General features: G+C 63.0%; 21 protein-coding genes and 6 pseudogenes. 11 read left to right on the top strand and 16 right to left on the bottom strand.

Translation table 11 applies throughout. The features are described from left to right. Positions 1-681: a TetR/AcrR family transcriptional regulator gene (locus tag MYXE_RS03910; protein WP_085195108.1), complete on the bottom strand. Its 681-nt coding sequence runs from the start codon at positions 679-681 to the stop codon at positions 1-3. A 145-nt stretch (positions 682-826) separates the two neighbouring features. Here MYXE_RS03910 and MYXE_RS03905 point away from each other — a divergent pair, with 145 nt between their 5' ends. From MYXE_RS03905 to MYXE_RS24925, 7 genes are all read left to right on the top strand, one after another. Continuing rightward, positions 827-1,963, top strand: coding sequence for an amidohydrolase family protein (locus MYXE_RS03905; RefSeq protein ID WP_085195106.1), 1,137 nt, complete (start codon positions 827-829; stop codon positions 1,961-1,963). 3 nt (positions 1,964-1,966) lie between these two features. Beyond that, on the top strand, positions 1,967-3,166 hold the full coding sequence (locus MYXE_RS03900) for a thiolase C-terminal domain-containing protein (RefSeq protein WP_085195104.1): 1,200 nt from the start codon (positions 1,967-1,969) through the stop codon (positions 3,164-3,166). After that, on the top strand, positions 3,163-3,621 hold the full coding sequence (locus MYXE_RS03895) for a Zn-ribbon domain-containing OB-fold protein (RefSeq protein ID WP_085195102.1): 459 nt from the start codon (positions 3,163-3,165) through the stop codon (positions 3,619-3,621). The genes MYXE_RS03900 and MYXE_RS03895 overlap by 4 nt, the downstream gene beginning before the upstream one ends. Positions 3,622-3,626: 5 nt before the next feature. Next, on the top strand, positions 3,627-3,839 hold the full coding sequence (locus MYXE_RS03890) for a hypothetical protein (RefSeq protein ID WP_085195100.1): 213 nt from the start codon (positions 3,627-3,629) through the stop codon (positions 3,837-3,839). A gap of 24 nt (positions 3,840-3,863) precedes the next feature. Continuing rightward, a complete protein-coding gene (locus MYXE_RS03885) occupies positions 3,864-4,679 on the top strand; it encodes a mycofactocin-coupled SDR family oxidoreductase (protein WP_085195098.1) in 816 nt (271 codons plus the stop codon). A 202-nt stretch (positions 4,680-4,881) separates the two neighbouring features. After that, on the top strand, positions 4,882-5,109 hold the full coding sequence (locus tag MYXE_RS24205; RefSeq protein WP_232061721.1) for a hypothetical protein: 228 nt from the start codon (positions 4,882-4,884) through the stop codon (positions 5,107-5,109). A gap of 324 nt (positions 5,110-5,433) precedes the next feature. Next, complete coding sequence (locus MYXE_RS24925) at positions 5,434-5,679, top strand: DUF2889 domain-containing protein (protein ID WP_269474420.1); 246 nt, start codon at positions 5,434-5,436, stop codon at positions 5,677-5,679. Positions 5,680-5,811: 132 nt separating this feature from the next. Here MYXE_RS24925 and MYXE_RS03875 read toward each other — a convergent pair whose 3' ends face one another. The 3 genes and pseudogenes from MYXE_RS03875 to MYXE_RS03865 all read right to left on the bottom strand — a co-directional run bounded on the left by MYXE_RS03875 (position 5,812) and on the right by MYXE_RS03865 (position 8,059). Beyond that, positions 5,812-6,429, bottom strand: coding sequence for an isochorismatase family protein (locus tag MYXE_RS03875; RefSeq protein ID WP_085195096.1), 618 nt, complete (start codon positions 6,427-6,429; stop codon positions 5,812-5,814). Continuing rightward, positions 6,426-7,091, bottom strand: coding sequence for a TetR/AcrR family transcriptional regulator (locus MYXE_RS03870; protein WP_415624458.1), 666 nt, complete (start codon positions 7,089-7,091; stop codon positions 6,426-6,428). Before MYXE_RS03870 ends, MYXE_RS03875 begins: the two co-directional genes overlap by 4 nt. Then, positions 7,054-8,059 (bottom strand): annotated as a pseudogene (locus MYXE_RS03865) (Rieske 2Fe-2S domain-containing protein). The gene MYXE_RS03870 and the pseudogene MYXE_RS03865 overlap by 38 nt, the downstream one beginning before the upstream one ends. Before the next feature lie 294 nt (positions 8,060-8,353). Between MYXE_RS03865 and MYXE_RS03860 the strand changes: the two are divergent. Further along, positions 8,354-9,349 (top strand): LLM class flavin-dependent oxidoreductase, encoded by a 996-nt coding sequence (locus MYXE_RS03860; protein WP_085195092.1) that lies wholly within the window; start codon positions 8,354-8,356, stop codon positions 9,347-9,349. A gap of 85 nt (positions 9,350-9,434) precedes the next feature. Next, positions 9,435-10,220 (top strand): FadR/GntR family transcriptional regulator, encoded by a 786-nt coding sequence (locus tag MYXE_RS03855; RefSeq protein WP_085195090.1) that lies wholly within the window; start codon positions 9,435-9,437, stop codon positions 10,218-10,220. 207 nt (positions 10,221-10,427) lie between these two features. On the opposite strand, the gene MYXE_RS03850 is transcribed toward MYXE_RS03855, so the two are convergent. Beyond that, entirely contained in the window at positions 10,428-10,616 is a 189-nt protein-coding gene (locus tag MYXE_RS03850; RefSeq protein ID WP_085195088.1) for a hypothetical protein, read from the bottom strand. Between the two features lie 556 nt (positions 10,617-11,172). Here MYXE_RS03850 and MYXE_RS03845 point away from each other — a divergent pair. After that, entirely contained in the window at positions 11,173-11,433 is a 261-nt protein-coding gene (locus MYXE_RS03845; protein ID WP_085195086.1) for a hypothetical protein, read from the top strand. A gap of 40 nt (positions 11,434-11,473) precedes the next feature. Here the strand turns inward: MYXE_RS03845 and MYXE_RS03840 are convergent, their stop codons facing one another. The 5 genes and pseudogenes from MYXE_RS03840 to MYXE_RS03820 all read right to left on the bottom strand — a co-directional run. After that, positions 11,474-12,175, bottom strand: a complete 702-nt coding sequence (locus MYXE_RS03840; RefSeq protein ID WP_085195084.1) for a hypothetical protein — start codon at positions 12,173-12,175, stop codon at positions 11,474-11,476. A gap of 61 nt (positions 12,176-12,236) precedes the next feature. After that, positions 12,237-12,980 carry a YfgM family protein gene (locus MYXE_RS03835; RefSeq protein WP_085195137.1) on the bottom strand — a complete coding sequence of 248 codons (744 nt, stop codon included), beginning with the start codon at positions 12,978-12,980 and terminating at the stop codon, positions 12,237-12,239. After that, entirely contained in the window at positions 12,944-14,422 is a 1,479-nt protein-coding gene (locus MYXE_RS03830; protein ID WP_169714196.1) for an MCE family protein, read from the bottom strand. The genes MYXE_RS03835 and MYXE_RS03830 overlap by 37 nt, the downstream gene beginning before the upstream one ends. 1 nt (position 14,423) lies before the next feature. Beyond that, a complete protein-coding gene (locus MYXE_RS03825; protein ID WP_085195082.1) occupies positions 14,424-15,584 on the bottom strand; it encodes an MCE family protein in 1,161 nt (386 codons plus the stop codon). Then, a pseudogene (locus tag MYXE_RS03820) lies at positions 15,581-16,618 on the bottom strand (MCE family protein); the annotation flags it as partial. The pseudogene MYXE_RS03820 and the gene MYXE_RS03825, both read right to left, overlap by 4 nt. Positions 16,619-16,753: 135 nt before the next feature. Here MYXE_RS03820 and MYXE_RS03815 point away from each other — a divergent pair. Further along, positions 16,754-18,062: pseudogene (locus tag MYXE_RS03815) on the top strand (IS256 family transposase). Between the two features lie 90 nt (positions 18,063-18,152). Here the strand turns inward: MYXE_RS03815 and MYXE_RS24195 are convergent. From MYXE_RS24195 to MYXE_RS03785, 6 genes and pseudogenes are all read right to left on the bottom strand, one after another. Next, positions 18,153-18,260, bottom strand: a pseudogene (locus MYXE_RS24195) (MlaD family protein); the annotation flags it as partial. Positions 18,261-18,415: 155 nt separating this feature from the next. Continuing rightward, positions 18,416-19,827, bottom strand: a pseudogene (locus MYXE_RS03805) (MCE family protein). Beyond that, positions 19,824-20,853: pseudogene (locus MYXE_RS03800) on the bottom strand (MCE family protein). The pseudogenes MYXE_RS03805 and MYXE_RS03800 overlap by 4 nt, the downstream one beginning before the upstream one ends. Positions 20,854-20,904: 51 nt before the next feature. Continuing rightward, the gene (locus MYXE_RS03795; RefSeq protein ID WP_085196589.1) at positions 20,905-22,386 is read right to left on the bottom strand and encodes an MCE family protein; all 1,482 of its coding nucleotides are present in this window, start codon (positions 22,384-22,386) and stop codon (positions 20,905-20,907) included. 6 nt (positions 22,387-22,392) lie between these two features. After that, positions 22,393-23,265, bottom strand: coding sequence for an ABC transporter permease (locus MYXE_RS03790; protein WP_085196591.1), 873 nt, complete (start codon positions 23,263-23,265; stop codon positions 22,393-22,395). Positions 23,266-23,303: 38 nt separating this feature from the next. Continuing rightward, positions 23,304-23,990 carry an MlaE family ABC transporter permease gene (locus tag MYXE_RS03785; RefSeq protein WP_232061720.1) on the bottom strand — a complete coding sequence of 229 codons (687 nt, stop codon included), beginning with the start codon at positions 23,988-23,990 and terminating at the stop codon, positions 23,304-23,306. Between the last annotated feature and the right edge of the window lie 978 nt (positions 23,991-24,968).

The raw sequence follows: 24,968 nt of genomic DNA, 5'->3' as shown, positions 1-24,968 counted from the left end.
TTAGCTGCCGCGTGGTTGGGTGAGCAGGGCACGGGTCTCGTAGGATACCGGCGCGGTGAGCATGCCTACCCACCCGTCGACGTAGTTGTGCAGCTGTGCTTCGCTGATTTCTTGGCCCGACCGCGCGGATTGGCCCAACACGTTGACAATGCCGATGTAGAGCTGGAAGGTGCGTCCTCGCCGGATCCGGTCGGGCAAGTCCTGCAGCGCAGCCTCGACCAACTCCTCCAGTTTCTCCTGCGTCCAATCATCGTCGAGGTGATCCGGCCAGTAGTCACTGCGGGCTCGCGGATCCTCGGCGAGCCGGGCCAAAAACGGCACGAACATCTCCCCAGCCCTGATGCTGTCGGCGAGCGGCCGCACCAGCAGCCACACCACTGCTCGGGGGTCAGCCTCCTTGCCCTCCTCACGCATCCGCTCAAGCATCTGCTGCCTGACGGTGCCGAGCGTGTGCTGGCGGAACGCGATCAGGGCCCGGATCAAGCCGTCTCGTGAGCCGAAGTGGTAGCGAATCACCGATGTGTTGGATTGGCCGGCGGCTTCCTGGATTTCGCGCAGCGTCACCGCTTGGATGCCCTGGGTGGCGAATAGCCGCTCAGCCACCTCCATGAGCATCACCCGTGTCGCTTCGCCCGACGCGTTACGACGACGCGTAGCCGCGGGCAGCTCACTACCAGCCATCGGGCACCTCCTTCGGCGTCGCTACCAGTCTGACCTGCACAACGCTATCCCAAAATATTAATATGTATCCATTAAAAGTACTGGACTTTCTCCCGGCGACCTGCCATCCTCGATGTAAGCCGAGCAGCGGCCCGTTGGAGGAGCGATGACCAAGATCTGGACGAACTCGGGTGATTCCCACTTTCTGGAACCTGACGACCTGTGGCAGTCGCGGTTGCCCAAGCGTCTCGCCGAACTGACCCCACGCGCCGAAAAGGATCCCGACGGGGAATGGGAAACCGTTTACGTCGACGGCCAGATCTTCAGGCGCAAGCTGCCCTCCTCGGCGATGGTGAAGTTCGCCGAAGAAAGCATGAAGCCACAAGGCAGCCGCGACGCGCGGGCCCGGCTTGCCGACCTGGACAAGGAAGGTGTATGGGGTGAGGTGATCTTCCCGTCACTCGGCATGTGGGCCTCAAGTTTCCGCACGCCCGAATTGCTCAAGGCGTGCATTCGGGCCAGCAACGAATGGGCGCTCGACGAGATCGCGTCTGTGTCGGATCGCTACGTCGTGACCGCGCAGGTCTCGACGTTGAATGTCGACGACGCGGTCGAGGAGTTGCATTGGGCGGCCGAACACGGATTCAAGGCGGTCTTCTTGCCGACCACGCCGCACCCGAGCGCCGACGACTGGCACCGCGAGAGCTGGGAACCGTTCTGGGCGGCCGCCGAAGAAGCCAGCATGGTACTGGCCTTCCATATCGGCACCGACCCGGTGAACATGACGGTGGGTGGTGCCAGCGGTGGATTGGGCTTGGTGTACCGGGGGCCGGGCGGCGCAGTGATGAATTACGCCGAGACCACCTTCTCCGGTCAGCGGGCGGCGATGAAGATGGTGGCCTCCGGGGCGCTGGACCGTCACCCGAACTTGAAAGTGCTCATTTCCGAGGGTGGGGCCACGTGGGTTCCGTTCCTTGGCGACCGGATGGTCGAGGGCTACCGCCAACACCACATGGCGGTGCGTCCCAAACTAAGCCGAAACCCCAAAGAAATCCTCTACAACCAGGTATATGCGTCGTTCCAGCACGACGAAACCGCGGTCGCTGCCTATGAACACATGGGATACCGCAACGTGATGTTCGGCAGTGACTACCCGCACATGGAGGGTACGTTCGGCCATACCCAGGACACACTGAAGACGCTGTTTGACGGGGTCAGCGAGCAAACCCGGCTGCGGATCACCCAGGGAACGTTCTACGAACTGTTTCCCCACGTTCCCCCTGTTCCTGCGGAAGCAGCTTAAGCCGTGCCTGGCACCACTGGTTTGTGCGACGTTGCGATCGTCGGCATCGGTGCGACAGCGTATTACAAGCGCGGCCAGTCGCTGCCCAAAACCACGCTGGAGCTGGCCTGCGAAGCGATTCTGGCCGCCTGTGAAGACGCCGGGCTGTCGGTCACCGACATCGACGGCTTTGCTTACTATTCCGGCGCCGCCGCCGGTTACGCCGAGAAGATGGATACCGCCGATTTTGTCGAAACGCTCGGCATTCCCGAGATCCGGTTCACCGCGGCGCTGACGGCGGGCGGCGGTGGCTCCGCAGGCGCGATCGGTCTGGCCCGTGCCGCGATTGTCGCAGGGGATGCCCGTGTCGTGGTTACGGTGATGGCGCTACAGCAGTCCAAACAGCGGCTGGGATCGGTGTTTTCGGCCATGGAGCCCGACCCGGTCAACTCGTTTCTGCAGCCCTCTGGCCTGTTCGGCCCGGGTCAGTTGATGTCGGTGCTGGCCCGACGTCACATGCACCTCTACGGCACCCGCCGGGAGGCCTTCGCCGAGGTCGCCATGTCAACTCGGGCCAACGCGGCCAACCGCCCCAAGGCGTTGCACCGTGAACCACTGACACTCGAGGATTACTTCAACGCACGAATGATCGCAGAACCGTTGTGCCTGTATGACTTTTGCCAAGAGACCGACGGAGCCGTCGCTGTTATCACCACCGGCATGGACATGGCACACGATTTGCGCCAAAAGCCGGTGCCGGTGGTCGCCGTCGCCCACGGAGGGGTGCGGGAATGGGGCAGAGCGTTCGCATGGATGGGCATGCCCGACGAATACTTCGCCTCCTCGGGTCACAAGCCGATCGCCGATCGTCTCTACCGTCAGGCGGGTATCACGGCCGCCGACATCGACGTGGCGCTGCTATACGACCACTTCACTCCGATGGTGGTGATGCAGCTCGAGGACTACGGCTTTTGCGACAAGGGCGAGGGCGGACCGTTCGTGGAGAGCGGCGCGATCCGCTACCAAGGCGGTTCCATCCCGGTGAACACCCATGGCGGCCAGCTGTCGGAGGCATACATCATCGGGATGACCCACATCGTGGAAGGGGTTGAACAGATGCGCGGCACCGCGATTAACCAGGTGCCCGGCGCCAAACTGGCATTGGTGACGGGTGGCCCGGCGAGCCTTCCGGTCAGCGGCCTCGTTTTAGGACGTGCGGCATGAACACAACCACGACCGCGACTCTGGCGACCACGATCCCCGGTGATCTCGTCCGCATCGCGGTGAACAAAACCACCGAACCGTTCTGGGAGGCCGCCCAACGGCGCCGCTTGACAGCACCACAATGTGCCGAGTGCGGCGAATTCCGGATGCCACCGACGCCTTTCTGCCCTAACTGCCGATCAGCCGCTGTGAACTGGGTTGAATTATCCGGCAAAGCAACCGTTTACAGCTTCGCCGTGGTCCACGGCTTTCCCGGAATGCCTGAGCTCACTTTGGTGCCGGCCGTCCTCGACCTGCCCGACGCGCCAGGTGCGCGACTGGTCTCCAACATCATTGATGTCGTTCCGGCCGATGTGACGATCGGAATGACGGCTCAGGTGGACTTCTCGCCGATCTCCGACGGGTGGCTGCTTCCGGTCTTCCGTGCCATGGCAACCAAATCAGACAAGGACTAGGCGGAATGTCCGACCACGATAGCGCGCTACACGAAAAGCCATTGGAGTTCGTCAGCGGTATCGCCAACACGGGTGGCTTCTGCGACGGTCAGGCAATCATGCCGGTAAACGGGCGCTACCGCTGCTATTGCTCCTGCGGCAGCTGGACAGTCGAGACCGACGATCCTCAGGAGGGTCTGCACCAAGCCCGCATCCACACCGGCAGCGTGTCGGCCTGACGACAAACGAAAGGATAAGTGCCGATGGGAAATCTGGAGGGCCAGGTCGCATTCATCACCGGCGCAGCACGCGGGCAGGGCCGCGCACATGCTGTCCGGCTGGCCGCCGAGGGCGCGGACATCATTGCGCTCGACATCTGCCGCAACATTGAGTCGATGGACTACCCCAACGCCAGGCCGGACGACCTGGACCAGACCGTCAATCTGGTGGAAAAGCAGGGTCGGCGAATCATCGCCCGCCAGGCCGATGTTCGCGATGCCGATGCCGTCCAGCAGGTGGTCGACGAGGGACTGCGGGAGTTCAGCCGTCTCGACATCGTGATCGCCAACGCCGGAATCATAAGACTTTCCGGTGGGGGCGATTCGACACAGGTCTTCCGCGACATCGTCGACGTCAACTTGGTCGGCGTGTGGAACACAGTGCGGGCAGCCATCCCGGCACTCATCGACGGCGGACGCGGTGGATCGATCGTACTTACCAGCTCAACCGCCGGGCTCAAGGCAACGGGCACCGACCGGGCTGGCGCGCAAGCCTACACCGCCTCCAAGCGCGGTCTGGTCGGTCTCATGCAAGTATGGGCAAATGATCTCGCGCAATATTCCATACGAGTCAACACCATCCATCCGACCGGTGTAGCCACGGGAATGGTCATGAACGACACAATGGCCAAACTGCTTGCCGCTAACGACGTCGCGCTGGCGGCGATGCAGAACGCGCTGCCGATCCAGATCCTGCAACCCGAGGACATCGCTGCAGCCGTCGCATGGCTTGTCTCCGACGAAGCGAAGTTTATCACCGGCGTCGCGTGGCCCCTCGATGCAGGCTTCTCGGTTCGCTAGCAGATCGCAAGGGTGAGATTCCTAGTACGGCAGTCGATGTTCAACGGCTCGCTGTAGATCCCGACGAATTCTCGCGCATCAATGGCGCTTGACCCGACGTCGGTATGCCAACTAGTGACGTGGGTTCGCCATCCTTCGAGCTGCATGCGTTGCACGGTATTCATGAGCCCACCACCCGCACCCGGCGCGCCAGCCTGGTTCGGTGCGGCGCACCACCTTAATCGACATCACCCGCAATGAGGGTGCCGTCGATCCCGTTTATCTCGCCGGACGTGGCCGAGACCTGCTGACCGCGCGGGACCGATCCGCTCGCGAACTTGGCCAGGCGCGATTCAATGCGACAATCGACATGATTCCGCGGGTGGTCCGGCATATCGAGACCATACCGGCGGTTGACGGTATCTCGCGGCTGGCGGGGTGCCGGCTATGAGCGAGCTCAGGGCCGCCGTTGACCGGGCCGCACCTCAACTACGGCAACGACAAGAACTGCGCTACACGTTGCTTGACGACGTCCCGGTAGCAACATTGATTTCCGGACACGCGTTGTCGCCCTCTGGCGTGCTCGGCGTCACCGCGAAGTCGGGCTATCTACCGGGTCGCCAACCAGTGTGCCGGCTTCGTTACCGGAGGTTTGCTTCTGAGCTCATTCGAGGCTGGCGACCCGGCCATCGTTACCGGTCCGATAGCACCCGAGCTCGACGGCGGCGACGATGCGGGTGCGTGGCATCCAATGGCGCCGTTACCGATTGATGGCATGCGACGGCGCCGCCGGCTCGACATCGCTTTCGATCAGAGTGCCAAGAAGGCCAACATCGATGCCATGTTCCGCGACACCTACGTTCGCGGCGACGGCCAGAAGACCATCATCCACGAATATACTTTGACCGCCGCGGTCGACGTTGACAACGGTATGTTTCTGCGTTCGGAAGCCGTGCCCCGAGTGCGGTCGTGGCAAGAAATGTCCGGCTGCGGTCGCCAGCGCCCGCAGAATCCGGAATGACATTGACTGACTTGCATTTCCGGGTACGCAGGGAGCTGACTTGCATCACTACATGTACGCACCTCAACGACCTGCTGCGCAGCATCGGCGATACAGAGGTGTCATGGATCAGCTCCGCGGTGATGCCAGCGATTAAGCGGATTGAGCACCGCTATGGGTGGACCACGCGCCGATCAGTTCATCGACGGTGGTGATGCGGCCCAGCAGAGCGATGGTGTGGTTAAGCACCTGCTCGCCGTATGCGGCCGGAGTGCCGCCTACAGCGTCTCGTGGCACCACCAGATTGAAGCCAGCCTGGGTGGTGTCTCCCGCGGTGTGCGGTAACGCCAGGTTCAGCGACACACCGGTCAGCACGACGGTGCGAATACCGAGGTTCGCTAGCACCGGCAGAAGCTCGGATCCCGCGGTGGGAAACAACCCGTGGTGACGCGGCAGCACAAGATCGATCGGCGCCAGCAGTTCAGGAAGAACTTGCGTGGCTTCGCTGCCCGGCCCCCATTCGGTGGTGGCCGGCCTAAGCGCGCGCCACAGGCGGGCGGTGCCGACCTCGGTGCCGCCGAGGGCCCCTTCGTAGGTTGCGTGCACAACGCGAATGCCCGCACTGCGAGCAGCATCGAGCAGGCGGCGCAGATTGATGATTAGATCACAGGCGTCTGCGGCTAGCTGAGGAAGCACCGACGCGGGTCCGAGGACGCCATTCTGGCATTCGACACACACCACGGCGACGTTGGACGGATCGTCTGAAATCATGTTTGATAATGACATCGTGGCTCCTTGTCTGAATCCGCCAGCCTGCTAATCAATTCGGCCACTGCCGCCACAACCGTGTCTCGCGAGATTGTGGGAATCTCGTTGTGCTGTGTCATCAACCAAGAGCGCTCAAGCATCGCCATAATTGCCAGTCCCAGCGCAGGTGAATCCACCTCAGGCGGGGTCGTCGATAGCTTGGCAATGCGATCACCTAACGCTTGCGCGGTCCGACGGTGCGAGCGGGCCCGCGACGCGCGGAAATTGCGGTCGTCGGGTGAGTCCTCAGCCGAGCGAATCACGAAGGCCCCGTTGCGATCAAGATAGGCAAAATAGCGGGCAACCCAATCACGGATCGCGTCTTTGCCGGGCGCGTCGCCCAACTCACCGAACGCCTCCACCACACCCAGGGCTTCACGATACGTTGCTGTGCCCAGTTCGATGAACAACTGCCTCTTGTCATGGAAGTAGTAATAGAAGTTGGCGCGGGTGACCTGCGCCAAATCTGCGATATCTTGAATGGTGACACCGGAGAACCCTTTGCGCGCGAAAGCGATGCGCGCCCCCTCGAGGATAGCCTGACGGGTCCGGTCTGATTTGCGAAGTTTGGCGGCCGGGGCGAAGGCGTTAGGCGCCATGAGCGACAGCCAGCTGGGGTCGGTCATCGGCCTCCGGGTAGAAGCGTCGGGCCCATGCGCGAAGGCGCTTGAAGCCCGCCGCCTCAGAAGTCGCAAGCCCCGGCGGATCCATGTAGCGTTGGTGATTCCAGATCTCGATATCTTGTGGCAGTGCCTGTTTGGCTGCCGCGAGGCGCTGGGGGAAGTCGCTGGACTCGTCGTCGATCCAGTATCCGGCGAAGATATCCGAGGTGGTTTCGTTGACCGGGGTAGCGCAGATCGAGATCACCCGAACTCCCTCGCGGGTATGTTCGCCGTTGAAGCTCACTCCGAGACCGCGCCAGTAGATTTCGATAGTGTTCAAGGTGTCCTCGGGGCGATCGACACCGTCGAGCCATCGCCTGCCGAAGCCGACTTTCGCCGACCACGTTGTGTCGTCGGTGTATTCGCGCAGCACCGTGGGGCTGATCGGAGTGCGGTGGACGAACCGGAAATGATGGGGGTCGACGGCGTTTTCCGCAATAGTCTGAGGATGCACGGACACTCGCTCGAACCGGGTACGGCAGTCAGCGTCGAACGGGTAATAGCTGCGGGACGCGATGTGAGGACCTAGCACTTCGAAGCCATAGGGCACCTGCCACAACGGCTCTCTACCCGCAGCGTCATGCCAAATGTAAATGGACTCGTTGCGCTCCGTGACTGGATAGGAACGGATCCGCCGGGCCTTTGTTTGGACGATTCTGGTACGGGATGCGGACATTGCGTCCCTCGCCATTCCAGACCCACCCGTGGAACGGGCACTGAATGCCGTCGTCGACGACGCATCCCCCGTACGCGAGATTCGCGCCGAGATGCCGGCAGTGAGCGTCGAGGACATTTACCGTGCCGTCGTGGCCCCGGTACGCGACCAAGTCGCGGCCAAAATAGTGCAGCGGTATTACCTCGCCAACCCCGAGATCAGCACTCCAAGCAACCTGGAACCATCCCGTCGGCTGCATGCTCGGCAGTGGTTTCATCCGAGCACCCTCCCTGGCGATGCGACTCATCAGACGACGTCAGAGGGTAGCATCGTTTTGACAGAAATGTCAAAAATTAGCTTGAGCTGTTGGCCGACCCGAAACTTGCTTGTGGTTGAATTGCTAATGGCTACAGAATGATCCGGCGCAGGGCCAAACCTTTCGATCCCGCCCGATGCAGGAGATAGGCAGCGTAGCGACCGGCTCGTTACTGTCGACGACCACCAACCTGACCTTGGTACGCTTTACATAGTTTACTAGGTTATCCACCTCTGCGACCTTTGGGATGTGAGCATGAAATGGGGTCTCCCCTGGCCGGGCAGGCAGCGAGCAGCCGAGGCTGAAGACGCTGGCGCGAGCGCATTCTGCGCGGGCGAATTCAGCGACCACAATGCGTACGTGACCAGCGCCGAGATGGCGCTCGAAACGTCGAAGGCGATGGTCGGTCCAGGCATCGCATACGCATTTGCGCGGTCGCCGTTCGTCCATGCCGCATCGGCCCGCCATCTGAGCAAGCATGCTCCCGGACGGGTGTTTCTCGGCCTGGGTGCCGGCACACTACGAATGAACCGGGACTGGTTTGGCGTCGACGCGTCGCATCCGGCCCCCCGGATGGCCGAACTGATTAAGGTGATCAGGGCATATCTACATGCCGAAAACGGCGAACGCATCCGGCACAGCGGCAAGTTCTACGCCATCGACGCCGACATCCGCGCCCCGGTCCATGGCCGGCTCGAGGTGCCGATTCTGGTGGGGGCATTCAATAAGGTCATGCTGCGCACCGTCGGCGGCTGCGCCGATGGCGTGCTGGGCCACGGCTTGTTCACCGATCGCTGGTGGGACGAGGTGGTCGATCCGCAACTCGCGCGCGGCGCCCAATCGGCTGGCCGAGACCCTTCCTCGCTGCGCCGCTGGGGTTGGCTGCTCACGGCAATCGACGACGACGACCCGAAACGCGCGATCCGCGAGGCGCGCCTGCAGGTTGCGTTTTACCTCACGGTGCGAACATACAACACGCTCGTCGAACTACATGGCTGGCAGGACCAGGTCGACGCCATTCGCGCAGCGTTTCGAAGCAATCGCCCCGACACCATCGCCGAGCACGTCACTGACGAGATGCTGTGGGCCATCGCGATCTGCGGCGATACCGAACAGGCCCGCGCAATGCTCAACACCCGCACGCGGATCCCGGACACCGCCTTCCTGTCCCCACCGAGCTTCCTGGTGGAGCGGCGGCGACGCTCACAATACGATGCCGCGGCAATACGGTTCGCGGCGAAGCTGAATTGACTGTTTTGGGGGCAGGACCGCGCAACAACAACCGAAACGTGGTTTACTGAGTTATATAAGTTACCAGCAGGACGGGAGATATCAGGTGGCGCGGCCGGAAGTACTTGCGCTCGCGCTGTCACCGGAGAAAGCGTTCGGCGCGGTGCGGTCACCGAAAACGGCTGAGGTCGTTGCTCGCAGACTACGCAAGATGGTCGTTGACGGCCAGCTGGCCGACGGTGACTTTCTGCCACACGAGGCAGAGCTCATGGCGCATTTCCGGGTGAGTCGGCCGACCCTGCGAGAGGCCGTGCGCATTCTCGAATCCGAACGGCTAATCGAGGTTCGGCGCGGGTCGCGAACAGGTGCCCGGGTGCGCATCCCAGGTCCGGAGATCGTCGCCCGCCCCGCCGGTCTGCTGCTTGAACTGTCCGGCGCCACACTGGCCGATGTGATGACCGCGCGCATAGCGATCGAACCCGCCGCGGCCAAGCTTCTCGCGGAGACCGGCACCGAAGATGCGCACAACGAGCTGAGGAACATCGTCAATAACATCCCGGCCGCTTGGGAAGGCGGCGAATTGCCGCGCGCATCGGCGAATCTGCACCGCAGGATGGTCGAGTTGTCCGGCAACACAACCCTGGGCATCATCGCCGGCATGCTCCACGAGATCTCTGAGCGCCATACGGCCGCAGCGGTCGTCGGCGTCGACAAGGGGGTTCCAAAAGCCGAGTACACGAGACTGTTGCGATCCTACCGACGTCTTGTCGATCTGGTCGCCGCACGCGACGGTGAGCGGGCAGAAACCCATTGGCGTCGACACATGCAGAACGCCGCTGCTGCGCTTCTGCGGGGCTATGAGAAAACCAAGGTACGCGACATCATGGACTGAGCCACGCGCCGTCCGTCAAGTCGGCCCGTGCCCGGAACGACTGTTGCGCGGTACGGTCCAGGCATAATCGCAGGGTTTTCTGTAGCGCTTTGGGCAGTGGCGTCAATGGCGCTCACTGGTGTCGGGTCTGCGGACGTCTCGCATGCCGCGCCTTTGGGCGACGAAGAGCCCGGCCAGCGGTCCTTTGTACGCACACCGCCGAAAGTGCTATGTGTTTGGGGCCATGGCGGGAATGTCCAGGTGGGCGAGAATGCGGCTGGGCAGCAGCCGCTCCACCAGTATTGCACCGTGCTCCTTCGCACCCCTCCCGACATCGTCGGTGCGGCCCGTCGAGCCCAAGTCGTTGGTGCCGCGACGCAACCGCATGCCCGGCCCAATCTCATATGCGTGGCTCACGGGCCACCGATAGGAGCCTCGCCCGGACTCGGCTCAACGAACCCCGGCTGCTAATGCCCACCCCCGCGACATGACAACCGCTGGATCGGTAGAAGCTCGCCGCGCAGTGGTTAGTATGTGGACATTTAATCCGAGTGGGCCCGGCGGCGCTAGCATGGTCGTCCCATCCAGTTCCTCGGTGTCTATGAAGACGACGTCGCGCGCCTCGATGCCGGCTGATGGTTCAGTCGCCGCCTGCTGATCCCACGCACAATCGACGCCGTCCATCGACGCAGCCGCGCCCACAAAGCCACCGATACCGAAATTTGTCGGTGCCGCCGCCTAGCAGGGTTCACCATGGATCTCTCCCCAAATTCCCACGAGACTCGGGACATGCTCGGCCAAACGGTATAATTCAAAAATGGTCCGTTATTTGGCGGGATTGCCAGCATTGGTGGTACTGGCGCTTGTTGCTGTTAGCCCTCCGGGGGTATCGCGGGCGTCGCCAGCAAGTGGTGACGGCTCCGGGCAATGCTCGTTCGTTCTCACCCCGCCGAAGCTCGTACAGGCTTCGGGTATGACCGTCGTGATGGCCGCGATGCATCCAGGGCCGTGCCCCATCGACGCTGAACCCAATTCCTCGGTGGTGTGTCTCTCCATAGCCGGCGACAGCACGCCCGGACAGTGCGCATCGAAGAATGGTCGCAACCCGGCGATCGTCTACTACACATACTGGCCAGGCGCCACATACGTGGTCAAAGGCCTCGGCTGCGCCAGCACGTTCGCACCGCCGTATACCGTCTGCCAGAACTTCGGCCCGTCGCAGACAACCGTGTGAGGCGCGGGCGCTCAACGACACCGCCAGCGTGAAGGCGTCCTTACACCGGGTCGAATCCCGAGATCAGCCAGCGCTCACCGATCTTGTCCATGCTCACCCGCACGGTGGAGGCCGTTTCGGTGGGTGCGCCGTTGCCGACGGTCACTGTCTGGTCGACATACACCAGCACCACCGTGTGGTCGGGACTTGCCGACACAGAGGCCGCAGCGGGAACGGTGGCGATCGCCGAAATGTGGTCTTTCTTCGAACCGGGGATAACCACATCGTGCACCAACTGCTTGTAGGAGTCCTTGAACTTGCCGGTCAGCCGGTCCTGCGCGGCGCCGAGGTCTTTTTCGACACTGTCGGGCTGATAAGACAGCAGCGCCACGGTGGACTCCTTGGCCGCCGCGACCGACTCGACCGCGGCCAGCGCTGATGCGCGGTTCCACGAATCTTGCCACTTCAAAAAACCGGCCGCCGCCGCAATCGAGAGCGCCAGAATGGGCAGCGCCACAAAGGCGAACACTCGCGGCCAGCTGGTGCGACGCCACAACGCCTGCAGCACACCTTTTTTGATGTCGTTGCTTTCAGCACCGCTGGAGTTAACGTCCTGCGTGCCAGGATCGACGTGGGCGTCGTTGGTGTCCCCGACCTCGGCGGCGTCGTCGCGCTTGTCTGTTTCGGGCTCGAGTTGCCCGGTTGTCTCCTCGGCGAGCACGGCTGCATCCTGCTCGGCGCCAGCATCGCTTTCAATGGGCACTGCGGTAGTTCCTTTTCTGGTTCGTGGGCTCGGCCAGTCAATGCCCGAGGCACGGACCAGCTCATGGCACAAACGCGACGTTGGACACCTTGGCCTCGTCTCCGTCCTTGTGCACGGTGATCCGCATTCGCCAATGCCGCGGTTCCTGTTCGGGGGCACCGATAGTCGAGGTGTTGACAGACACCGCCACCAACACTTGGGCTTCGTCACCCGATTGGGATTCCAAACCTGCCTCGGTGATGGTGCCCACCGATTTGGACTGTACTTTTTTGACCAGCTCGATGAAAGGCTTGGAGCGCTTCGAGAAATCGTCGTAGAACGTGCCGGTCGCGGAGTCCAGAATACGCTGTATATCGGCGTCGGCGTGCTGCCAGTCGATCGTTGTTAGATCCAGCGCGCCCTGCCTGCCGACCTGAACGAGCAGCGCACGCTGTTGTTGGGCCTGATGCGATTGATACCCCCGAAAACCCAGCCATCCGGCCAGCACCGCCAAACCGACCATCATCACCACTCCCACCAGCGTCGCCAGGCGCACTGGTGACATCGGCGTTTTGGTCGGTGCAGCATCTTCCGACCCCTCGTCAGATGCGTCGTCGGCTTTGCCGTCCACCGCCGCGTCGTAATCCTCGGCTTCCTCGCCCTGGCTCGCCGCCGCAGCGCCCGTCGGCTCCTGGGGGTCGATTTCCTGCGTGCCGACACCGTTGCGTAGGCGACCCTCATCGGTGGGGCCGCGCGACGGCGGTGGTGCCGTGCTCTTCTCGGTCTCGCTCACTTCCTGGTGGGCGGGGTCAGCATGCTCTGCCATGTCTGCTCCTTTGCGGCGCCGCGGCCCAGCTCGGCTTGGGTGTACATCCGCCCGTCGGGTCCGACGTACATACCGGTGGCGGGATCGTACTGGACCGCTGCGATCGGTGGTGGTGGCGGACCGGGAGGGGCCGGTGGTCGCGCCTGACCCGGCGGTTCTTCGCCTGGCCTGAACTCCGGGACACCCTGGCCGGTATAGGTCGCGTTCGGATCGCCCTTCCAGTTGAAGCCGTCGTTGAGCGGCACGTAGGCCTCGTCGCTTTCGCACAGTTTGACCGTCGGGGCCCGTTTGCCGGGGCGGGTCTCGCACGGGAGGTTGCGTGCACCGCGCACATTGAGCAGCGAGTCCTGCGGCACCCGGCAGTAGAAGTCGCCATTGGGAACGTCCGGGTAGTCCTCGTAGCTGGCCGCCCGCTGCTGCTGGGCCGGCAGGAATCCGGTGGTACAGGGCGGCGGCCAGTTGAGATTGAGATTAAAGCTCAGGTAAGCGCCGTTGTAGTCCTGCTTGGTGTTGCGGTTGGCTACACCGACCGCTTGAATATCGGCCGCGCCCTGCGGCAGCTCCACCAGCAAAGACTCCAGGTTATCCCGATAGGTGACACCCACCTGGCCCACACTGACCAGATTGGCCAGCACGATCGGCAATGTGGGGGTCAACCGGTCCAACAACTGCCGGCCTTCGGCGGCCGCCGGGCCGCCCTGTTGCAGGACGTGCGCCAGCGCTGCGTCGTTGTTTCGCAGCTGCGACGTAATGCTCGCCAGGTGCGCCGCCCATGCCTGGATCGCATCCGATGACTGGATTTGGCTGTCCAGCAACGGTTTTGACCCGTCAATCAAGGAAACCAGCGCGTCCAGGTTTTTGCGCGCATCGATCGCTAGCTTGGTGGTCCCGTTCACCAGCCGGGAAAGCTCCGGGCCGAGCCCGCCTACCGCGATGTAGGACTCGTCGACCACCGTTTTGAGGTTCTCGCGCGGGATCACCGCCAAGCCCCGGTTGGTGGCCTCCAGCAGCGAGTTGATGTCCGGCGGTACATAGGTGCGGTTCGCCGGGATGACGTCGCCGTTTTTCAGCGATGGCCCCTGCGCGCTGCGTGGCAGCAGCTCCACGTATTGCTCGCCGACCGCCGATACGCTATGCACCTGCGCGTTCGAATTGGCCGGGATGTGAATGTCGGAGTCGAGCTGAAGCTCGGCCTGCACGCCGTTAGGGGTCAGGCGCACGTCTTTGACCCGCCCCACTTCGACCCCCCGGTAGGTGACGTTGCCGCCCGGGTACAGTCCTCCCGCCCGGGGCAACTCCACCTTGACCGTGTAGCGGTCCACACCGAAGAACACGGTCGGTACTTGCATGAAGTTGAAGAACATGATCATGCCCGCGATCAGACTGATCACGACGAACACCACGAGCTGGATTTTCGTACCCCGAGTGAGATGTAGCAGCATGTCAGCGCCCCTGGTCGAAGCGGTAGGGGACGACCAGCGGGTTGCCGGGGTTGTACTGGCTGCCGGCCATGCACGGGCTGGGCATCTGGCCGATGGTGCGGCCCCACTGCAGTTCCAGCTCGGTCAGATTGCACTCGAAGCGGGTGCCGGTGAAAAGCGACGCGTCAAGCCGGCTCAGCGTCAAGTCGATCACCGCGGTCAAGTTCGCGTAATCACCGCGCAACCATTTGCTGAGCGTGTCCTTCGGGAACGGGAACGTTCCGTAGAACCCCAGTGAGCGTGTCAGCGCCGTCCCGGCGTCGGCCAATGACTGCAGCACCGGGCCCAGATCCTTGAGCTCCTTGACCAGGTTCTGCTTGGTCTTGTTGACCGAGTCAGCAGCTAGTGCGCCGAATTTGGCCACCTCGGCCAGCGCGTCGGCGAGGTTGTCGCGCTCGTCTTTGAGCACCGTCAGCGCCTCCGGGATAGTCCTGAGCGCCTTGTCGATCACCGGCTTCTGATCAGCGAATTGGCCGACCAGGCTGTTGAGGCTATCCGTGGCGGCAATGATGTCGGTTTTTTGGTCGTTGAGGTAGGCGACGAACTTATCGAGCTGTTGCAGCAGACTTCTCAGATCTTGTTCGCGTCCGGTGAAAGCGGTGCTGAGCGCCTTGGTGATGTCCTGCACCTGGCCCAAGCCGCCGCCGTTGAGCAGCAACGACAAAGCAGCCAGCGTGCGTTCGGTCGACGGATACGCCCCGCTGGACGACAAGGGGATCAGTGAGCCGTTTTTCAGTTTGCCTTCGGGCGCCACCCCCCTCGGCGGCGCCAGTTCGACGTGCACCGAACCGAGCAGGCTGGTTTGACCCAGCGTGGCGGTTGCGTTGGCCGGCAAGTCGATGTCGCCGTCGATCTTCATGGTGACCAGCGCATGCCAGCCCTGGACCTCGATCTTGGTCACATTGCCGACCGTCACGTCGTTGACCCGGACCCGAGAATTCTGTTGCAGATTTTGCACGTCGGGCATCTGCGCTTGGACGGTGTAGGAGCCCGGTCCGCGGCCCTTGGTGCCTGGCAACGGAAACGAGTTCGCGCCATGAAAGCCGCAGCCGGATAACCCCGCCAGCGCCAACGCTGCCAGCAGTCCCGCTCCGGCGCGGCGCCAGGACCGTGATCGGCTCATTGTCCACCTCCGGGGGGCACCATCATTCCGCGCAGGCCTTCTGCCGGATTGGTCGGCGCCGGCTGCGCAACCGGTCCTGGCGCCGGTGCCTCTGCGGCCCGCGGCGAGGGGCCGGGCGGCGCCGGCCCATTGCCCGGCGGCGAGCCGGGCTGGGCGGCCTGTGGCGCGGGCGGCTGCGGGGGAACATAGTCGGGGCGCAGCCAGTCCTCGCTATAGGTGATTTCATTGGGGCGCGCCGTGGCGCCGACGAAGGGATTAAGACCCAATAGCAGGTAGTTGACCTGGCGGTTTTTGATGATCGGCGCCAGATACTGCACGCAGAGCTTCGCCGATTCTTTGGCGCCTCGCCGGGCAGCGGCTTGCACGGCGCCGCAGATGAACTGGAGCGCGTTGGCGAAGTTGTTGAGCCCCAGGATGCCGGTCAGCGTGCCTTGTGCGGGTTGATAGATGTTGAGAAAGTTTTGAAACCCTGTGGGCGCCACATGCAACAGCTGTTTGACGTCACCGATGCTCTCGTTTACCGCCTGCGTCACCGAGGCCAACTTGTCAGAGGTCGTGCCGAGGCTCTCGCGGTTGTCGGCGACAAAGCGTTGCACATCGTCAACCACATCGTTGAGGTTGCGGACAGCGTTGGCGACTTCGTTGGGGTCGTTGGCCAGCAGATTGGTTACGGCGGCCAGGTTCTGGTTGAGTTGTCGTAGCACGTCGCTGCTGTCGTGCAGGGCAGAGACCAGAACCGACAGGTTTTTAAACGTCGTGAACAGGTCGTCGCTGTGGTCGCCGAGTGCCGAAATCGCCTGTGACAACTTGATAATCGTGTCGCGGATCTCGGGTCCCTGGCCCCGCACGTTGTTGGCCGCCGTGTTGACGAACGCCCCCAAGGTGCTGGTTTCACCGGGTTTGGTCGGCTGCAGTATCTGCGTCAGCTTTTCTAGCTGCTGACGAAAGTCGTCGTACTCCACCGGAACCGCGGTGCGTTGCGGCGGGATCACCGCCCCATCGCCCATTACCGCACCGCCGGTGTAGGCCGGCGTCGGAGCAATGATCAGAACCTGTGGATGAGCCTCGGCGAGGCGGCGTGATTGGGCGCACCTTCCCGAGGATGATCTGAAGTCCATTTGTCTGATCAAGGACCGGCGTTGACGCGCTGGTTCGGGAAGGTACGACCCATGCTCAATGTAGTCCCTGAGGCCGGCGATCGTGATGGTTCGGCTGCGCCTGTCGTGTTGGCGGGCCCGGTGTCGTCGGTGATCGATGAGATCGTGCGCGAGGGTGCGCAGCAGATGCTGGCCGCGGCGTTGCGGGCCGAGGTGGCCGCCTATTGTGCCCAGTTCGCCGATGAGCGCGACGAGAACGGGCATCGGCTGGTGGTGCGCAACGGCTATCACGAGCCGCGTGAGGTGACCACCGCCGCGGGTGCGATCGAGGTGCACGCGCCGCGGGTCAACGATAAGCGGGTTGACCCGGAAACCGGTGAGCGGGTGCGGTTTTCCTCGGCGATCCTGCCGCCGTGGGCGCGCAAGACCCCGCAGGTGGAGCAGGTGCTGCCGCTGCTGTACCTGCATGGGCTCTCGTCGCAGGACTTCGGGCCGGCGCTGGGCCAGTTTCTGGGCTCGACCAAGGGCCTGTCGGCGGCCACGATCACCAAGCTGACCCAGACCTGGCAAGCCGAGCAGAAGGCGTTTTCGGCCCGCGACCTCTCGGGTGTGGACTATGTGTACGTGTGGGCCGACGGCATCCACGTCAACGTGCGCCTGGAGGAGACCAAGCTGTGCCTGCTGGTGCTGATCGGGGTGCGCGCGGATGGCCGCAAAGAGCTGATCGCCCTCGATGACGGCTACCGCGAGGCCACCGAGTCGTGGGCGGATCTGTTGCGTGACTGCAAGCGGCGCGGCATGCGCGCGCCGGTACTGGCCATCGGGGATGGCGCACTGGGGTTCTGGGGCGCGCTGCGCGAGTGTTCCCGGAGACCAAGGAACAGCGCTGCTGGTTTCATAAGATTGCGAATGTTCTTGCCGCACTGCCGAAATCCGCGCACCCCGGCGCGAAGAAGGCGCTCGCAGAGATCTGGAACGCCGAGGACAAACGCCACGCGCTGAACGCGGTCAAGGCATTCGAGGCGGCCTACGGCGCCAAGTATCCCAAGGCGGTCGCCAAAATCACCGACGACCTCGACCAGCTGCTGGCCTTCTACGACTTCCCCGCCGAGCATTGGGTGCACCTGAGAACGACAAATCCCATCGAATCCACCTTCTCAACGGTGCGTAATCGAAGCAAGATCACCAAGGGTCCGGGCTCACGCGCGGCGGGAATCGCCGTGGCCTACAAGCTAATCGAGGCCGCCCAGTCACGCTGGCGCGCGGTGAACGCACCCCACCTGGTCGCCCTCGTCCGGGCGGCGCCAAGTTCGAGAACGGCAAACTCCTCGAACGCACCGACGAACCGGCCACCGAGGAAGCCCGGAAGGAGGCCGCCTGAAATTCTCCATCCACAGATATTGACAATTGCTCCCGGCGTCAACTGGATGGCCCGAGGTGTCACCAATGACGGCGAGATGATGACAGCTTTGGCGTCAGCAGGAACCTTGTATTTGTCGTTGTACCAGAAGCTGATCTTGACGTGGTCGGGCTGCGGTTCGATCTTTTCAACCTTGCCGACCGGCACACCGAGAATCACCACGTTGTCGCCGTTGTAGAGCCCAGTGCTGTTCGCGAAGTAGCCGGTCACCTGGATGCGGCCCAGGCCGGTCGCCGAGCGCACCACGACGAAGGTACCCCCGATCAGCACCAGCACCAGCGCGATGGCGACGCCGATCTTCACGACACGGGAGTTCACCGTGCACCACCTTCAGCCGGCCGGCCCGGGCCCGGCTGGGCGCCGATCGGTCCCGACCCGCCCAGCACCGGCGGCTGGGTCGGCGGTATCTGACCCGGTGCGGGCTGCTCGACCGGCACAGACTGCGGCGGGATGGACTGACCTTCTCCTGGACCCGGCGGCGCCGGGGTCCCGGCGGCGGCCCGCCGGGCGGTGGCGCGGGCGGCGGCTCCCGATACGGGTAGCAGCCAGGGCCGGGCAGCGGCACGCCCGGGGGACCGCACGGCTGCTGGCCCGGGTTGCCGGTGATCGCGTCCGGAATGGTTCTGCGCGGTTCCCCGCCCTGGCCAGTCCGCGGATAGGGAATCGGCAGCGGCGGTGTACCCGGCTGGCCGACCTGCGGATCGGCCCGCTGCGTGGGCAACAGCACATTCGGGTCGAGCCCCAGGTCGGAGAAGGCCGCATCGATGAACGGCTGCACGAACTGCCCGGGCAACAAGTTGGCCACATACGCCTTGAAGAACGGTCCCGATGACACCGCTTCGCCGAGCCCCAGGGCGTATCTATTGAGCCCTACCAGGGCCTTCTGCACGCGTTGTTTACGATTGTCGACGATCGTGAGCACCTCGTTGAGCTTGTCCAACGTCGGCTTCAACGTGTCACGGTTCTCCGCGATGAAGCCCTTGATTTGCTGGGCCAGCGCGGAAACATTGTTGGCGATCTGGTCCAGTGCTCGGCTTTGGCTTCTGAGCTGCACCAGAAGCTCATTGGTGTCGGCGACCAGCCTGACTACTTCGTCGCTGCGTTCGGCCAGCACCTTGGTGGCCTTGTTGGCGCTGCTCAACAGGTTTCGCAGCTGGGCGTCGCGCTCGTCGAGTGTCTGGGAGAATCGCGCCACCCCCTGCACCGCAACCTTGAGGTCAGGCGGTGTGTCGGAGAACGTGGTGGCCAGCACGGCCAGCGATTTTGACAGCTGGTTGGTGTCGAGTCCGCTAATGGTGTTGGTGAGATCACCCAGCGCGTCGGGCAGTTGATAGGCCGACGTGGTCCGCTCCAGCGGTATGGTGCCGCTCAGCGGCTTGTCTCCACGCGGTGTGACCTCGAGGATCTTGCTGCCAAGCACGGTTCTCAACTTGACGGCCGCCTCGGTGCGGTCACCGAGGCGAACGTTGCGCGCCACGGTAAACTTGACCAGCACCCGCGGTCCGTCCAGCTCGACGCTGGCGACCTGCCCGACCCGGTAACCCGACACCAGGACATGGTTGCCGGCCGCGAGCCCACCCGCCTCAGCGAAGTACGCCGAGTAGACCTTGTCCCTGTTGACGAACCACAGCTTGTCGTAGTTCAGCGACAGCATCATCAGAGCAAGGATCACCCCGAGGCCGATGGCCGCCAGGGCGAACGGATCGCGCTCGGAGAAGGGTTTCACCGCGGCGTACACCTCCCCGTGGCCTGCCCGGCCAGCTTGATATACACCGGCTGGCCGCCTTTGCCGTTGAGCTTCAGCACGATGTCGCACAGATAGAAGCTGAAGAAGTCTCCGTACATGCCTTGCCTGTTGAGTATTTGGGTCGCATCGGGCCAGGTTTGCAGGAAGTTGTCGAAATAATCGCGGTCGGCCAACACCGTGGCGGCGGTCCGATCAGCTTCGTGCACAACCTTTTTCAGCGGTGGACGCGCCTGCGCCAGCAGATCGGCGACCGAGCCGGCAGCGGCGTTGGCGAACACCACCCCGTTGGTGATGTCTTGTTTGCGGGCTTTGAGACCCGCTACCAGCTCCGAAAGTGAGTCGATGGCCTTGGCGAACTGGCTGCTTTGGCCGCTCAATGACCCCAGCACGCCGTTTAAATTGGTGATCACCTGACCGATCAGTTGATCGCGGTCGGCCAAGGTGTTGGTCAGCGCCGCAGCCTGGTCGAGGAAGGAACCGATTGTCCCGCCCTGCCCCTGGAAGGCCGCGATCAGTTGGCCGGTCAGCTTGTTGACCTGATCCGGGTCCAGCGCGCGAAACAGTGGCCGAAACCCGCCGATCAACGCGTCGAGGTCCAGCGCCGGCTCGGTGCGGCTCAGCGGGATTGTCGCACCCGGGCGCAGCCGCTTGACTCCCCCCGGCTCCTTCTTCCAGTGCCATATATCTGCCGCCGATGAGGTCGGCGAAACGGATGGCGGCCCTAGTGCCCTCGGTGAGCACCACTGAATTGGCCACGCTGAACTCGACGAACACCGTGGCGTCGGGCTGGATGGAGATGTTTTTGACCTTGCCAACCTCGACGCCGGCGATCCGGACAAAGTTTCCGCCTTCCAGCCCAGACACGTTGGCGAACTGGGCCTTGTAGGTTTTCTCCGGCTGAAAGCGCAGCTGCCCGAACACAGCGATCAGTGCGAACATGCCAAGCGCGGACACGACGGCGTAGATGGCAAGGCGCCACAGCGCGCCTACCAAATTCTCTCGCATGTCGGCCTTTCCTCAGATATCTGCTCGATCGTGTGGACTCTTGACGGCGGGTCAGGGCGCTGGAGCATACGGCGGTTCCAGCTGCACGCACTGCTGATTGAGGATTCCGCAGGTCGGTTGCTCACCGGAGGGCACCGGCGGCACGAACGGTTCTGATCCGGCCGGCGGCGGTCCGGGTTCGCGTGGCCGCCCGGGCGGAGGCGCTGGCGGCAGGCCGGGAAATAGCGGCGTTCCGTCCGGTGCGTACTGCGGCGCACCATAGGGTGCCGGGCTGTTGTAGCCGGCGGTTCCCGGGACTGGACCCGGCGCTGGTGGCCCCGGATGACGAATGCTGGGTGGTCTGAGATCGCCGCGGGTGACCGGGGCATAGTCGACGTATCCGGGGAAGCCGATGCCCGGGTTGGGCCGCACGTCCATCCCGGTACCCCACCCGGTGTTGGTGACCAGGTAGCGCTGCGGGAAGTTCTTGGCGACGTCGGGCAGCGATCCGCAGCCTGGCTGGCCGCCGGGTCCGCCCTTGGCGCCGTTGATCGGCAGATTATCGGGGAAGCGGTAGGTGTCATCGCCCAGCAGCAACGCGACGTCGAGGATCACCGAGTAGCCGTTGTGGCCGCCGGCAACATCCAAGAAGCCGAAATCCAAGACGTTCTTTCCGCCGACCAGCGTGCAGGTTAATTCGGGGTTGTACTTCATCAACAGTCGGGTGGTGGACTCCAGCAGGTTGATGCCGTGCACCAGGTTGTCCTTATTCGGGCCGATTAGGTTGGTGCCGCTGCGCGACAGCCCGGCGACGTTGAGCAGCAACGAGTCCAATGCCGGGACGTTGCGGGTGATGGTGGCGCTGGTGGTGGCGGCCGCATCGAGCACCGTCACGATGTTGCGTGCGGCCGCGCTGTAGGTGTCGCTGAATCCCTTCAACGCCCGCCAGTCGGCGCGGATGGTTTCACTGCGGGGATTGATTTCCGACAGGACCTGGTGGAAGTCGGTGGTGGCCTCGCCGATGGCTTCACCCTTGCCGCGCAGAGCATCACCCACCGCGGTGAGCACAGCGTTGAGCTTGGGGGTGTCGACCTGGTTCAGCACCCCCACGAGGTTCTCGAACACCGTGTTCACCTCAGTGCTGACGTTGCGTGATATCACCACCGCGCCACTCGCCAGCCGCTTCGGGCTGGGGTGCTCCGGTATCAGCAGGTCGACATATTTGGCGCCGAATGCTGTGGTAGCGGTGATTTGGGCGGTGACGTTGGCGGGGATGTATTTCAGCTGCTCGGGGTAGAGCTCCAAGCGGAGTTTGACCGGGTCTCCTGGCTGAATCGACGCAACTCGGCCGACTTGGACGCCGCGCAACTTCACCTTGGCGCCGGGCTCCATCACCAGCCCGGCCCGGTCCGAGGCCAGGGTCACCCTGGCATAGGGCTGGAGGTCTCTGTTGAACGCCGCTATCGTCAGCAAGATCCCCCCGGTGATGGAGGCGATGAGGATGACCGTCCACAGCGCCGGGTGCAGGCCTGCCTCGCGTCGTTTCGTTTTCATTGGCCGCTACCCGGACAGGTTGAAGTTGCCGGACACCCCGTAGGCGGCCATCGCGACCACTAACTGCGCCACTACGGCCACAACCAACGAAGCGCGCACCGAACGACCGACCGCTTCACCGACGCCAGCCGGTCCGCCTGTGGCGTTGAAACCGTAATAGGTGTGCACCAGCATGACGGTCATTGCCGTCGCCATGACCTGCAGCAACGACCAGATTAGATCGGTTGGCTGCAGATAAGTACGGAAGTAGTGGTCGTACACACCGGGGGCTTGCCTGAAGATGAAGACCACAAGCGTCCGCGTCGCCAGATACCCTGCCAGCGAAGCCATGGCCCACAACGGAATTGTGACCAGCACACCGGCCACTATCCGTGTGGATACCAGGTAGCTGATTGCTCGGATGCCCATTACCTCGAGCGCATCGATCTCCTCGTTAATCCGCATGGCACCCAGCTGTGCAGTGGCTCCGGCGCCGATGGTGGCGGCCAGTCCGATAGCGGCGGTCAGCGGCGCGGCGAAACGCGTGTTGATGTAGGCCGAAGCGAAACCGCTCAACGCCTCCACGCCGATATCCGACAGCGATCGGTATAACTGGATGCCGACGAAGGATCCAGTCGACATGACCAAAGTGGTTACGACCACCACGGTGCCGCCGATGACGGCCAGCGCACCAACGCCCAGACTCATATTGGCGATCAGACGCAGCGTCTCAGCTTTGTAGCGCGCGACAGCATCCCACGTCAACGTCAGCGCCTTGGCGTAGAACGCGGTTTGGCTGCCCAGTCGGTTCCACCCGTTGGCCAAGCCGCGCACTCTGATGATCAGTCGGGGCAACCGCGGTCCGGCAGGAACCGCGCTCGCGGCAGGGCCTGCGCCCATTGTGCTCGGCGCAAACCGGTGTCGGACGGGCGCTCCGCTCACATCGTCACCTTCGTGCCGACCGCGACCAATACGACGTTGATCACAAACAAGGCCACGAATGTGTACACCACCGTTTCGTTGACCGCGTTGCCGACACCTTGTGGACCACCACCAACAGTCACGCCCTTATAGCAGGCGATGGTGCCGGCGATCAGGCCGAACAAAGCCGCCTTGGCGAACGCGATGACGATGTCGGGCAGCCCGACCAGGAGCGTCAAGCCCGCCGCCCAGGCACCTGGAGTGACGTGTTGGAAGTAGACCGAGAAAGAAAAACTGCCAACCAAGCCGACGATGGTGTTGATCGAGTTGAGCAACAAGCCGTTCAGGCCGAGCGCCAGCACCCTGGGCACCAGCAGTCGCTGGACCGGGCTGATTCCCATCACCCGCATCGCGTCAAGTTCTTCACGGATGGTGCGAGCGCCGAGGTCGGCACACATCGCTGTGGCGCCGGTTCCGGCCACCACCAGCACCGTGGTGATGGGGCCGATGTAGACGACGCCCGCCAGTGCAGCCCCAGCGCCGGATACGTCGGCGGCACCAATTTCGACCAGCAGCACGTTGATGATGAATACGGAAAGCGCGTTGAACGGAATCGATAAGAAGATCGTCGGGACGATCGACACCCGAGCCACAAACCAACTTTGGTGGATGAACTCCCGCCACGCGAAGGGCGGATGCGCCATCTGCACGACGGTGTCTAGCGTCAACGCGAAGTAACTGCCGACCTCGCGTAACGGCTTGCCGAAGGTCTCTGCCCTGCGACTACCACCCGCCGAGACGGGGGCCCCGACCGTCGGCGGGGCGGCGGGCAAAGCAGGCTCAGTGTGCGTTGCAACCACTAGTGCACTCGCTCGCGTCTAATCTCAGCCGGCATAGACCGACGAATCCTCCCCATAGCGGTAAAGACCACATGCCGAGTTCCCACGGTGTGGCCCACAGCACAGCGGACGCTACACCATGAGTTTCATGCGACGCAACGTTTCACCACTTTTATTGTTAACGTGCTAGGCCAATGGACATCTGTCCAACTAGGTCGATTTGCTGAGCGATCAGACAAATTGAATCCTTTTGTCGCAATCACCGCCATCTCCACGACTGCGCTACTCACAGCGCGAAAGGACCATCAGAGCTGCTCACCGCACCTGACTCGGCAGTAGCCACCCTCAGTGGTGGTCGCCCAGCGTACAGCAAGCCGTTCCGGACGCTGCACGGAATTGGACACGCCGTCTAGCTTTGTAAACCGCGGTAACAGCGTATAGGAGTTTGCTCAGCATTACCTCTTTTGGGTTCAGTAATTTTTCAGACGACGCGATTAGACATCTCAGTAGACGCTATAAAGGGTGCCGGACACAGCCGTGCAAGATTTATCATTGGAGAAGGCAAGCAAATCGCCATGTGCGTAAGATGGGACCGATTAGGGGGTTCTTCGTCCGGGTCACACATAAACAATTGAGAAAAAGCCGATTACAGATAAAAACCTAGTCAGTTGAATCTGGTAGGCGCTAAGCTCACAGCGTCTGGCACAGCGGTCCTTGAACGGCGCTGTGGACTTGGGGTCACCACTGTGGGTCGCATTGTCGGCAACGGCCCCCATTTCAAGGTCGTGTCGGGGCAGTGACGGCGCTCCGACCAGCGATAATGCGAAACGGCAAGCGTCTGGG

The organism is Mycobacterium xenopi (assembly GCF_009936235.1).
In the GTDB taxonomy this organism is placed as follows: Bacteria; Actinomycetota; Actinomycetes; order Mycobacteriales; family Mycobacteriaceae; genus Mycobacterium; species Mycobacterium xenopi.
Note: the sequence above shows the minus strand (reverse complement) of the source record. Positions and strands in the feature narration are given on the sequence as shown.